Below are 12,477 nucleotides of genomic sequence, written 5' to 3'. Positions count from 1 at the left end.
AAATAATATGGAAGATTCTATTATATCACGTTCTTTTCGCTTATTGTGAATCTACTCTTAGATTCTCATGGGCTACATGAAGCAATGACTTTTGATATTATAAAAGGCTTAAATAGGCATAACACGGATATTATCTGCCAAGTGTTGCTTAAGCACTTCTTCTATGGCATAAAGAGTTCCTGTTGCTGCACTTGCACAACCATCACATGCGCCCATATAACGAATATACACATCGATGAAATCATCACTTGTATCTTTAATATCAAGAATTTCCATGTCGCCACCATCCATCATAAGCATGGGTCGGATATGTTCATCAATGGTCTTATCAACTGCTTTTACCTTTTGTGCAATAGTCATGTCTTGAAAAGACAGTTGTCCGTTTGCTGCTCGATTTACTTTTGTTTTTAATGCCTCTTGTTCCATTTGTGTTCTTACTTCTGCAAGAATATCTACCAAATAATATTCTCTTTTTTCGTGTCCGCCAGAGCGAATGCAGGATTTGCAAAATCCACCTGCTTTTGTATACTGTGTAATTTCTTCTACAGTTTTTAAGTCATTAAGCTTAATAACTTCACGGATAGTGGCAAGACTAACACGTGCGCACTCACAAACAATAATTTCTTCTTCAAAATCTTCAGCATTTTTGCCAAGATAGAGCCCAGCTGCTTTTTTAATCACATCGTATGCCATAACCGAACAATGCATTTTCTGTCCAGGGACTGCGGGCGTATTTGGGTCATCGCGCAAAGCATATTCGACATCAAGATTGGTAATTTTAACCGCATCTTGTACTCTTTTGCCAAGGCAAAGCTCTACCATCATATCGCTACTTGCAATTGCAGTACCGCAGCCAAAGCTCTTAAACTTTGCGTCAATAATCTTATCATCTTTATCCACGAGCCAATACAATCGCACTGCATCTCCGCAAGATTCTGCACCATAGTCAGCTACAATTAGTTTAGCGTTTTTTGCATCGGCATCTTTTTGAGTAAGGACCCCTAAATGTGTGGGATTATCCATTCTTTCACTCACTTTATTGGAGTAAGCATCCCAAAGTGCTCCTCCGATTAAATCATTCTTTGCCATTATTAATCCTTATCATTAAATAATTTATCGTTGTCTTAGTAGATTTCTGTACACGATAATGATTGTTGAATCTACGCGCTATATGAGCTAGAAATATTACGCAAACGTACCACAGCTCTTTTAAAAACCTCTATTGTATAATCAATTTCTGCTTGGGTAGTAAAACGACTAAGTGAGATTCTAATTGCAGTATGTGCCAATTCTTTATCTGCACCGATAGCTACCATTACGGGATTTGCCTCTAAATCCTCACTAGCACAAGCACTTCCCGTTGAACAGGCAATTCCAGCTTTGTTCAAATCCCATAGCATCGCTTCACCCTCAATCCCTCGCAAGCTAATAAGTGTAGTATTAGGTACACGGTGAGTTGTGTTGCCAACTACAAAAACATCTGGAATCTCTGTAAGAGCATTTTCTAGTGAATCACGCAATTTTCTTACGATGGAATTTTCAAAGTCCAAAAAATCTACAGAGAGCTTCATCGCTTCTCCCATACCAATAATATAGGGGACATTCAAAGTGCCACTGCGCCTACCTCGCATGTGTTCCCCCCCGTGCAAAAGCGGTGTCAATTCTATTCCTTCGCGGATATAAAGTCCTCCTATTCCCTTTGGTCCATGGAATTTATGAGCGCTAAAGCTTAAAAAATCAACATTTGCTTCTTGCACATCAACAGGAATTTTGCCAATAGCTTGCACGGCATCTGTGTGGAATAATACACCTTTTTCTTTACAAATTTTGCCAATTTCTTGAATGGGGAAAATAAGCCCCGTTTCGTTATTTGCCCACATAACACTTACCAGAGCAGTTTTATCTGTGATTGCCCTATGTACTTGTTCAGCAGTGATAACGCCTTCATTGTTAATGGGTAGTCGTGTAACTTCTACGCCTAAACTTTCTAAAAAACTGCAAGTGGCACTGACTGCTGGATGCTCAACTTCCGTCGTAATGATATGATTCTTATCTTTATTGTGAATCAAATCAAAATATACACCTTTCAATACCCAATTATTAGATTCAGTAGCACAACCTGTGATAATAATGTCATCACTGTCGTTTGCATTAATGCCCTCGTAAAGCTTCTCTAGGGCATCTTGAATTGCTGGGTGTGTCTCTGTACCGTATTTATGTAGGCTATTGGGATTACCAAATTTCTCACAAAAATAAGGCTGCATTATATCTCTCACTTTTGGGTCTATCCTAGTGGTTGCATTATTGTCTAAGTATATTCTTTCTTGCATTAATGAACTCCTAAATAATGAAAATTATCTTCCAAGTATTTTTTTATTTCTTTCATAATGATTTGGGCTATGAGTTGAAAATATACCAAAATTTAGCAGATTTTAAAATAAAAAACAGACAAAATCAATGTAAAAAATTAAATGAGTAAAATAATTATACATTTACAAGAGAGATTGCGCATTTTTTAATCAGAATCCTATTGTCTTAAGGGTTATTTTCCTGACAACCTTATCTTACATTGCGGCAGAATAATTTTATTTAAATGAGGAAGTTTAAGATTTCTGTCCCTTTTTACATCACCAAATTTTTGCAATAATGAAACAATCATTCTGCGATAACATACAGCCATAAGGGGATAGTCATAAAACTTGCCAAAAGACCGAAAGCCACGCTATTTAATGCTAATCTACCGTTAAGCTTTGCCTTAAGGGCGAGTGCCACGCCACTTACAAGAGGAGGCATAGCGACTTCTAATAGCACCATGCGCCATGGGTTAGTGAATCCTCCCATAACAAAATGCACGAAACAAAACAATATCAAAGGGGCTAAAATCATCTTAACGCTTAAAAGTAAGGTGGTAAGTTTCCAATCTAAAATTCCCTTTAGTTCAAGTTGCACGCCAATAGCAAAGAGAGCAACGGGAGTAGCGGTTTGGGCTAGGCTTTGCAAAGGTACAAATAAATCCTTTGGAATCTCAAAGGGAATAAGCCTAAAGGCAAAGCCGCAAAGTAGAGATAAAAATAAGGGGCTTTTAAAAAGTCGCACAAGCACAGCAGACACCGAAAATACCCCTTTACCTCCTAAGCTAAGCATAATAGGTGCAAGGAAAGCAAAGGGGATTCCTGTAACGAATTGATCATAAATGACAACTTGATTAGCATAGTCTTCACCCAATGCCCCCTTGATGATTGGCAAGCCTAAATAAAGCGTATTTCCCAACATGCCCATAAGGCATAGCACAATAGTGCTTTCTCTATCAATCCGAAACAACTTTCCTATCAATAGCAAAATAAGTGTTCCACAAATATTACACAATAAAGCAATAAGACACATGAATAAGAAAGCAAGATTAATTTCTGCGTGATATGTCCCATTAAAAACTTGAGCTGGTAGGGCAAAATTCAGCAGGAATCCAAGCAAAATGCCGCTTTGTTTATTTCCTACCAAACGCAATATCTTTGCCGCATAGCCAATAAAAATAAAGACAAAAATACTATACATTGCTAGCAACATACTTACTCTTTATTTGTCAAGAATCTGAAGTAGCACATTATAACAGTATTTGTAAGAATAGGCAGATTTTGCACAAAGATTTATAAAAATAAGCCCTTGATAACATCATCAATATCGGAAAATCTAATGTTTGTAATTGAGTGAAAGATGTTGTAATTCTTTTAAGAAGCTTTGAATATTTTTTGATTCTCCTTGTATGACAATATTGAAAGTTTCTCCCAGAAATTTCTTTTGCAGAATCTCTAGCCCGTGTGTATGTGCAAGATAAGCGATAAGGTTGTAATGATTAATAGTTTGTGTGAGTGTAAAAGTCTCTTTGACGGTATAGGGTTCTAAGAGATGAGATTCCTTAGCCTTTGCAATGACATTCAGACTAGCTTGCGTGTAAGCACGGACAAGACCACCAATACCAAGCTTTATGCCACCGAAATATCGCACACAAACGCACATTGCATTAATAATTTGTTCACCGCGCAAGACTTCTAATATAGGCATACCCGCGCTCCCCTTTGGCTCTCCATCATCGCTGCTAGATTCTAGGATTTGTTTATTGGGACCCATAACACGTGAAGCTGTAACAAAATGTGCTGCTTTTTTATGTTCCAAATGCAGTGTTTCTAGGACAGAATCATGTCTATTTTTTATCTGGGAGATTATAGAATCACCTTTTTGAATGCTAGAAATATCATCTAAGCCCTTATCATTTTGTAACACAGGCTCTTGGACTAATGCCATATTGTAAAGGTATGCTAAGAATTTTGAATGTTTTACTTCATGAATGCCTAAAATAGCAACGTTTGCATGATGAGAATCTGTATTAAGCAAAACATACACAGAAATATCCTTATTATAAAACTCAATTAAGATAAAGCAACAATGTCTTTACTCAAACTTTGTTTTCACACCATGGCATGGCAATCCTAATGCTAGGTAGCATGAAAATTATAGTTATCACATTTCTAAAAGTCCTAACTTGTTTTAAGAGAGCAATTATCTCTAGCATTCCACCGCTATCTAACATTTATGTTTAGCTCAAAGTAGAGGATAGGGCTAAAATAAAGACCATCAACACTATAAAATTATAACACGATTCTTAATCTATACTTGACTTTGCTGCTTATGCAATTAAACATAAATTAGAATCCTTTGCTAATCTTATTTAGCTTTAATTGATAATACTTGATAGCTGTTTCTCTTAACTGTGTATCTAATCATTGATGGGTTATCTCTTGAATCTTGCCGCTATCCTACACAAGTCTTTGTGTAATCTTTGAATCTTGAAATTATCATCTATCATTTAGCTTGTATTTAGTTTTATGAGAGGGGTCAATAGAGGATAAGTTTAATGCAAAGATTTAATCCAAATCTCACAGTCCATGATATTAAGAATCTAAAGATGACAAAATGATACGAATATATCAGCAAATTTTTACTCTAGCTCCTAAAATGAACCAAAAAATATCCCCCCAGCATATATAATTCAATACAAGTAATTCAATATTATGCATTATTAAATGTTGTGCGCAACAAGAATAGAATCTTAATTGCTACACAAATGAATCTATAAAGCACAAGCCTTTTAAACAAAATATAGCAATTATGCAGAAAAACATCAAAGTTCAATCTTTGTTATGTTCTCATGCCCTAAGAGTTCTTAATGGGTGCGTTATTTAAGCATAATATAGCGGTAATTTGAGAATCTACACACGTTCATCAAAAATGTTTCCAATCAAATCGCGCATCTTCCGCATAAGCTCAATGGCTTCTTTTGATGGAATTTCTCGGATAATTCTCTCTCCCGTTGCATCACGTACTGTTACTACCAATCCTTTAATCTCTTCATTATAAGAGAAATCTATATTGGTATTTACTCTTTTCATCTCCTCTTGGAGTTGCCTTGATAAGTGTAAAAGCTGTTCTTGTAGGGCAGCATCTCTTCTCTTATCTTCAAATTGCTTATTGCCTTCCATTGCTGCTTGAATAGGGGATTTCCTTGCTTCGTGGGGCTTCCCTGCATTACTTGCTAATGACATAAGAGTGCTTTGCAATGACGATAATGAACTTCCCTGTGTTTCCATCATAGACTCCTTAGTAATTAATAATTTATTTGAAGTATTCACAATTATAAAGATTATCGGCAGTTTTTAAGTTTTTTAAAGCTTCAATAGAATCACGGGGGCTATCATATTTACTTAATTAAGCAATAATCAAAAGCTCAATATTTTAAAAAATTCTAAAAATCTTAGGAAAAACTATGAAAACATTTACCAAACTTGGCTTCATCATGGCTACCTTGGGTAGTTCTATTGGTTTAGGACATATTTGGCGTTTTCCCACCATGGCAGGGCTAAATGGGGGATTTGCATTTATTTTACTCTTCCTTATCATTTCTTTTGGTGTAGGAATCTCCATGCTTATAGCTGAAATGCTTATTGGAAATCGCACACGAAAAAATGCTCAAGATGCTTTTAATACATTAGATGAAACTAAAAACAAGCAATGGCATTGGGTGGGATTAACTATCTGGGGAGGTCCTCTTATTCTTACTTTTTATTGTATTGTTTTGGGTTGGGTTGTGTATTATTTGTTGGCGATAAGCTTTTATCTGCCTGAAAATATTGAAGATTCTAAAGCTCTATTCTCTACATTAAGTCAAGATTTTAAGGCACAGATTTTTAGCTTTGGTGTTGTTATTATTCTGACTGCATATTTTGTGGCAAAAGGCATAAAAAGTGGTATTGAAAAGCTTAATTTTGTACTAATGCCCCTATTGTTTATCATTTTTATAGGATTGCTCATCTATGCTATGACTATGGAGAGTTTTAGTGAGAGTGTGAAATTCATGTTTATGCCTGATTTTTCTAAGATTACTCCTAAAGTGCTTATTGATTCTATGGGACAAGTTTTTTTCTCTCTTTCGCTTGGCATTGGCATTATTATTACTTATGCAGCTTTTACTGACAAGGAGCAAAATCTTTTTAATGCGGCTTTATGGGTTTTAATCCCCGGTGTAATTATCTCGATTATTGCTGGGTTAATGATTTTTACATTTGTGTTTGAATATGGTAGTAAAAGTGATGTGGGAGCTGGGGCTGGATTAGTGTTTATCACTTTGCCTGTTATGTTTTATAAAATGGGTTTTACAGGCAGTGTAATATGTATTCTCTTTATGATTGGCTTAGGCTTTGCAGGATTGTCTAGCACTATTTCCCTGCTTGAACCGTGTGTTAAGTGGCTAGAAGATAAAACAGGCAAAGATCGTGTTGCTCTTACATGGCTGGTTGGTTTTGCAATTTTCATTGTAGGCACAATTTTAATACTCTCTCTCAATAAAAATCATACTGCATTAAGTATGGCAGGTAAAACATTGTTTGACTGGGTGGAATGGATTAGCGCAAATATTATTATGACATTAGGGGGATTGCTCTCAAGCATTTTTGTGGGATATGCAATCAAAAGGCGGCATCTGCAGCAATGGACAAAACCGTATTTTAGTGAGCCTATGTTTTTATTTTGGTATTTTGCAATTAGGGTTTTGGCTCCCCTTATGGTAATTTCAATATTTATATATAATCTTTATGAGTTATTTATTGCCAAATAGATTTACTGTGGGATTATGAATCTTGTTATATTTAGATAGTAATGTTAGTATTTGCGAGCTATTTCTGCTTATTTTAGGGAATAGATTTGTTAGGTTAATGCCAACTTAAGCTTGATAAATGCGATTGAGTTTTAAAATTTTATCATAGTTTCAAGCTGTGTTGGTATGGCTTATATTTTGTGTAAGCAAAGAAATAGGTCTATTTTATAATCAAAATAAGGAGTGGGTTATGAAACTACTAGGTGCAAGCTTTATCCTCACGTGCGATAGCGATGCAAAAATTTTGCATGACGGAGGTATTCTCATTGATGAGGGCAGGATTCAAGCAGTAGGTGATTTTCAGGTATTGAAAGAAAAATATCAACATTGCGATTCTCTTTTTTACAAGAATCATATTATCTTGCCCGCACTCATTAATGCGCATATTCATTTTGAATTCAGTAAGAATACTTCAAGTTTTATGTATGGGGGATTTGATACGTGGCTAAATACTGTCATGCAAAATCGCGATGAGATTCTTAAGAACAACATCAAAGCCATGCAACAGGCAATTCTCACGCAAAAGAAAAGTGGTGTTGGCACAGTGTGCGCCATCAGTAGCTATGATTTGGATTTGGAATTACTCTTACATGCAAACCTACGAGTCATTTTTTGTCATGAAGTTCTAGGTGCAAATAGCAAAGACTTTGAGAATCAAGTTCTTAATCTTTCCGCAAGGCTTGAACATTCCCTAAATATAAAACATGCCTTATTCCAGCCTGCTTTAGCTCTACATGCACCATACTCTGTGCATCCAAAGCTCGCACACTATGTCATTGATTTAGCAGCAAAATATAATCTCTTGGTATCAACACATTTCTTAGAATCTAAGCAGGAATACGAATGGTTAGAATCTCGAAGTGGATATTTCAAGGAATTTTATAGCAAATACTTTCAGATTCAGGATCTAGAATCTTTTAATAAGGAGGAGTTTCTTGCTCTTTTTGTAGATGTTCGCGCGCTTTTTATACACTGTCTCTATGCAGATTCCAAATTTAAACAAGAAATATTGCGTTATGGCTCTATTGTTTCCTGCCCACGTTCTAATCTGCTTTTAAATGGAAAAGCGGGAGATAACACTATCATTGCTACAGATGGCAAAAGCTCTAATAATGATGTCAATCTTTTAGAGGAGATGCGTTATACTTTCTTTAGCACGATAGCAAAATATGGCTTAGAATCTAACGATATAGAATCTCTGGCAAAAGAGATTCTATATGCTGTTACTTGTCATTCTGCACAAGCCTTAGGGTTAAATAATGGAGTCTTGCAGGAGGGTAAGGATGCGGATATAGCGATTTTCAAACTAGATTGTGAAAATAATAAACAACTTGTTACAAACTTTATCTTACACGCAAAAGAGGCAGATTCATTATTGATTAATGGAGTAGATATTCTTTCTCACATTTAGCAATGAGGATATTGAATCAAGCAAGAGTCTCGTATGGCGAAAGATAGCATGAGTGAACGGAATAAAAATCAGATGGTAGTAGTCTAGTCTTAAAGCAAATGGCTGTTTAATGGGGTGGCTATATTGAGACTTAAGAATCTAGATTCTCTTACCCTATGCAGTTTGCATACACTTCTGAGTGTCTTTTGTTTGAAATCCTTACACTATCCTTTAGATTTGTAGTGTTTAACATAACAAGCAGAGTTATCCTTGTGAGAAAATTTATTAAGCTTTTCAGGGTCATCTCTATTATCTGGTAAGTCAGTCTTTAAAGAGAATTATCTCTATACATTCTTTCAGACATCTCTACTTCTTTAAAGCAGATTGAAAATGATAAAAGAATCTAGATTCATCAATTATCTAATTGAACATTATGATTAAGGTGATTTGGCATTATAATTTAACACTCTTGAGATAAGGAATCTTTGATTCTCAAACTTTGAATAACCAATCCATGTTTTACGCATACTCTGTATCTCATAATGAGAATAGAAAATCTGGGATTCTCTGCACTTAGAATATTTTATAGATTTATGCTACAATTCTTTCTTTTATTTTGACTACTAAGGAATATTATGGAACTCAAACTCGCAAAAGATTCTTTTAAATCAGATTCTCCACAAGAAAGCATTACCTTAGAGAAAATGGCAGAAGTTGTCAATAATAATGAGAAAAGGGGAGCAATTTTTTATTTAGACAGAGAAAATCCAGAGAAGAATCTCAAAAAACTTGAAAGTTTTTTTAAGAGTAAAAACCGCTCGACTATTGTGCGAGAACTCAAAATCAGCATGGATGAAAAAGATTATATTTATGAAGTGCATATTCTTTGATGTTAGCATGAGAGAGTCTGAATGCTACAATGTTCTTATGGTAGCTCTCAAATACTTTTTTAAAAACATAGTTTATCTAAGAGAGGTTGAGCTAACCTAAGCTGCATTAACTCTCATGACACATCAAAGTCGGGGTTGCGAACTCGAAGATTCTACATCATGCAAAAGATTTTTGAACAAGAATTTATCTTTTCTCATGATTGATAGACTAGAATCCCGTCTATCAAATTAAAGGAATCTGCGATAGGTTATTCTTTTTCTTTGTGTCATCTTTTGGATTTATTTTTACAGGCATTGCTCTTTGTGAGCCAAATTAAAAATAGATAAGGAAATAGCAAGTCAATTAGAATATACTTGCAGAGAAACACAAAAATTATGTTACCGTATGTCGTGTTTTTATCTCAAAGGGTAAAGGTGTGTTGTTCATGGTCGCGAGCAAGGACTTTGAAGCAATCACGTAGTAACTCTTGATTGGGGTATTTGTAGGGCTGCTTTTTATATGAGCATTCACTCACTTCCCCAAAAAACCAAAGAAGCTAATTTGCTAGGAGGTTTCGTGCATTATTTGATTGTTATGTTTGGATTTTTTATCCTTTTAGCAAAATTTGCTTTCTATCTCTCAACAAAGACGAACAATGAAACTCTATATTGAAACATTAGGGTGCGCTATGAATGTGCGCGATAGCGAACATATTATTTTGGAACTGCAAAAGAAAGAGGGCTATACATTAACCCCCAATCTCAATGAGGCAGATTTGATTCTTATTAATACATGTTCCGTGCGCGAGAAACCAGAACAAAAACTTTTTAGCGAAATAGGATATTTTGCTAAAAATAAAAAAGAGGGGGCGAAGATTGGCGTGTGTGGTTGTACGGCAAGTGCTATGGGACATGAGATTATTAAAAAGTCTCCACATGTAGATTTTGTGTTAGGGGCAAGGAATGTTTCTAAAATTACAAGCATTATTCATAGACCAAAAGCAGTGGAAGTTGATATAGATTTTGACGACAGCACTTATGTTTTTGCAGATTCCAAGAAAAGCAGTTATAAGGCATTGCTAAACATCTCGATTGGTTGTGATAAGAAATGTGCGTACTGTATCGTGCCTTTTACACGTGGTAAAGAAATTTCTATCCCTCTTGATTTAATTCTCAAAGAAGCACAAAAGCTCGTTGAAAACGGCACAAAAGAGATTCTGCTCTTAGGACAAAATGTAAATAATTACGGAATCCGTTTTAGCACGCCGCACGCAAAAATTGATTTCACGGGCTTACTTAGGGAATTAAGCGGCATTCGTGGATTAGAAAGAATCCGTTTCACAAGTCCGCATCCTTTGCACATGAGCGATTCTTTTTTAGATGAATTTGCGCAAAATCCCAAGATTTGTAAAAGCATTCATATCCCTCTGCAGAGTGGTTCAAATCAGATTCTCAAATCTATGAAACGTGGTTATACGCAAGAGTGGTATCTTAATCGCATAGCCTACCTTAAGCAGAGAGTGCCGCATGTTGGTATCAGCACGGATATTATTGTAGGTTTTCCGGGTGAAGAGGATTCTGATTTTGAAGAAACAATGAAAGTTGTAGAATCTGTGCGCTTTGATACTCTATATAGCTTTGTGTATTCACCTCGCCCTAACACCTCTTCATATTCATGGGGAGATAAGAAAAGCGTGCCAAAAGATATTGCAAAAGAGCGATTAAACCGACTGCAAACCCGACATAAAAAGATTCTGCAAGAAAATAGCATGGAGGAGTTAGGCAAGATTCATAAGGTCTTGATTGAAAACAACAAAATCACGTCTAATGAAACTTTTAGTGAAGGCAGGAGTGATACTAATCGTTTGGTAAAGATTCGTGAATTTATTGACATGGGAGAAATATGTGAAGTAATAATTTCTCAAGTTAAGGGCAGTACACTCTATGGGGAAGTACTTTGTCGTTAATCTTTGGGGATTAGAGAATCTACTTTGAATCCAAGATTCTATAAACACAAAATAGCAAGGTATCAAGCGAGTAAGAGTAATGAGTAAGAAAAACAATACACCTACAAAAATATCTCTCAAACAGCATAGCACATCGCATACAAAACATAAAAAAGATGCAAACAATCTCACAATGAGAAACATGCAAAAAGGTAAGACAGGATTTAATCGGATTTATCACGCATTTTTTTATTCACTTGATGGGATAAAGGCTGCATTTATTGAAGAAGAGGGATTTCGTCAAGTCTTTATTATCAGTCTGGTGAATTTTGTCATGGGAGTTTGGTTGGGTAATGGATTTAGTCAAAAGATTCTCTTAATCTTACCCGGATTTCTTTGTGTCATCATTGAGCTTTTTAATTCCGCAATAGAAAATGCTATCGACCATACAAGCTTAGATTTGCATCCTTTTGCAAAAAAAGCTAAAGATATGGGCAGTGCCGCTCAAATGCTTGGCTTAGGATTTTTACTCCTAGTGTGGGGTATCTTTTTGTGGCTAGAATTTTTACAATAAGATTCTGTAAAGAGGCGTAGATAGTGTTTGATTTAGTATTAATTAGCGTCAATAATCCTGCAATACTTGGAATATATTCTTCTGTCAATTCAGAGTTTTCTCAAACAACTATCATAGATTCTAACATAGTGCAAAAAAATATTTTCAGCAATTCGCATGAGGCAGTACAAAAGGATACAAAACCCGATTCAAAATTATTATCCTCACTACAAATAGAAGGCAATATCGGCGATACCTTACCTTTTTTGTTTGGCAATATTTTGATTAAGGATACGCATCTTTTGGAGTCTTTTAATGCTAAATTTCAACATTATCCTTGCAAAATACAAGATACTTTACTCAATACTAAATCTCACAATAATCATCAAGAGTGTGAATCTCTAAGCAAAATCATTAGTGTGCTGCAAAGCATAGATTCTATTGGGCGAATTTATTATGCGAGAGGTGTGGGAAGTCTTAGTGCCATTAAACTTACACATATTTTTCTACAAACA

Annotated in this window: 10 protein-coding genes and 1 pseudogene; 6 read left to right on the top strand and 5 right to left on the bottom strand. The window is 35.5% G+C overall.

Annotation, left to right across the window (positions count from 1 at the left end; all coding sequences use genetic code 11):
• Positions 1 to 108: 108 nt before the first annotated feature.
• The 5 genes from CQA44_RS09955 to CQA44_RS09935 all read right to left on the bottom strand — a co-directional run bounded on the left by CQA44_RS09955 (position 109) and on the right by CQA44_RS09935 (position 5,642).
• Complete coding sequence (locus CQA44_RS09955) at positions 109 to 1,089, bottom strand: iron-sulfur cluster assembly scaffold protein (RefSeq protein WP_115547091.1); 981 nt, start codon at positions 1,087 to 1,089, stop codon at positions 109 to 111.
• A 71-nt stretch (positions 1,090 to 1,160) separates the two neighbouring features.
• The gene (locus tag CQA44_RS09950) at positions 1,161 to 2,330 is read right to left on the bottom strand and encodes a NifS family cysteine desulfurase (protein WP_115547090.1); all 1,170 of its coding nucleotides are present in this window, start codon (positions 2,328 to 2,330) and stop codon (positions 1,161 to 1,163) included.
• Between the two features lie 325 nt (positions 2,331 to 2,655).
• The gene (locus CQA44_RS09945; RefSeq protein ID WP_115547089.1) at positions 2,656 to 3,564 is read right to left on the bottom strand and encodes an AEC family transporter; all 909 of its coding nucleotides are present in this window, start codon (positions 3,562 to 3,564) and stop codon (positions 2,656 to 2,658) included.
• Between the two features lie 123 nt (positions 3,565 to 3,687).
• Positions 3,688 to 4,398, bottom strand: a complete 711-nt coding sequence (locus CQA44_RS09940; protein WP_258864994.1) for a YigZ family protein — start codon at positions 4,396 to 4,398, stop codon at positions 3,688 to 3,690.
• Between the two features lie 866 nt (positions 4,399 to 5,264).
• Complete coding sequence (locus CQA44_RS09935) at positions 5,265 to 5,642, bottom strand: flagellar protein FlaG (RefSeq protein ID WP_115547088.1); 378 nt, start codon at positions 5,640 to 5,642, stop codon at positions 5,265 to 5,267.
• A 176-nt stretch (positions 5,643 to 5,818) separates the two neighbouring features.
• Between CQA44_RS09935 and CQA44_RS09930 the strand changes: the two genes are divergently transcribed.
• From CQA44_RS09930 to CQA44_RS09905, 6 genes and pseudogenes are all read left to right on the top strand, one after another.
• The gene (locus CQA44_RS09930; protein ID WP_115547087.1) at positions 5,819 to 7,165 is read left to right on the top strand and encodes a sodium-dependent transporter; all 1,347 of its coding nucleotides are present in this window, start codon (positions 5,819 to 5,821) and stop codon (positions 7,163 to 7,165) included.
• 229 nt (positions 7,166 to 7,394) lie between these two features.
• Positions 7,395 to 8,615 carry an aminofutalosine deaminase family hydrolase gene (locus tag CQA44_RS09925; protein ID WP_115547086.1) on the top strand — a complete coding sequence of 407 codons (1,221 nt, stop codon included), beginning with the start codon at positions 7,395 to 7,397 and terminating at the stop codon, positions 8,613 to 8,615.
• Between the two features lie 614 nt (positions 8,616 to 9,229).
• Positions 9,230 to 9,484, top strand: coding sequence for an HP0268 family nuclease (locus tag CQA44_RS09920; RefSeq protein WP_115547085.1), 255 nt, complete (start codon positions 9,230 to 9,232; stop codon positions 9,482 to 9,484).
• Between the two features lie 635 nt (positions 9,485 to 10,119).
• Entirely contained in the window at positions 10,120 to 11,430 is a 1,311-nt protein-coding gene (gene miaB, locus CQA44_RS09915) for a tRNA (N6-isopentenyl adenosine(37)-C2)-methylthiotransferase MiaB (RefSeq protein WP_115547084.1), read from the top strand.
• 79 nt (positions 11,431 to 11,509) lie between these two features.
• On the top strand, positions 11,510 to 11,983 hold the full coding sequence (locus CQA44_RS09910; RefSeq protein ID WP_408941388.1) for a diacylglycerol kinase: 474 nt from the start codon (positions 11,510 to 11,512) through the stop codon (positions 11,981 to 11,983).
• A 23-nt stretch (positions 11,984 to 12,006) separates the two neighbouring features.
• Positions 12,007 to 12,477: pseudogene (locus CQA44_RS09905) on the top strand (hypothetical protein); the annotation flags it as partial.

Source organism: Helicobacter sp. MIT 14-3879 (assembly GCF_003364125.1).
The sequence above is the reverse complement of the archived record's forward strand: the minus strand, read 5'-3'. Positions and strand labels throughout refer to the sequence as shown.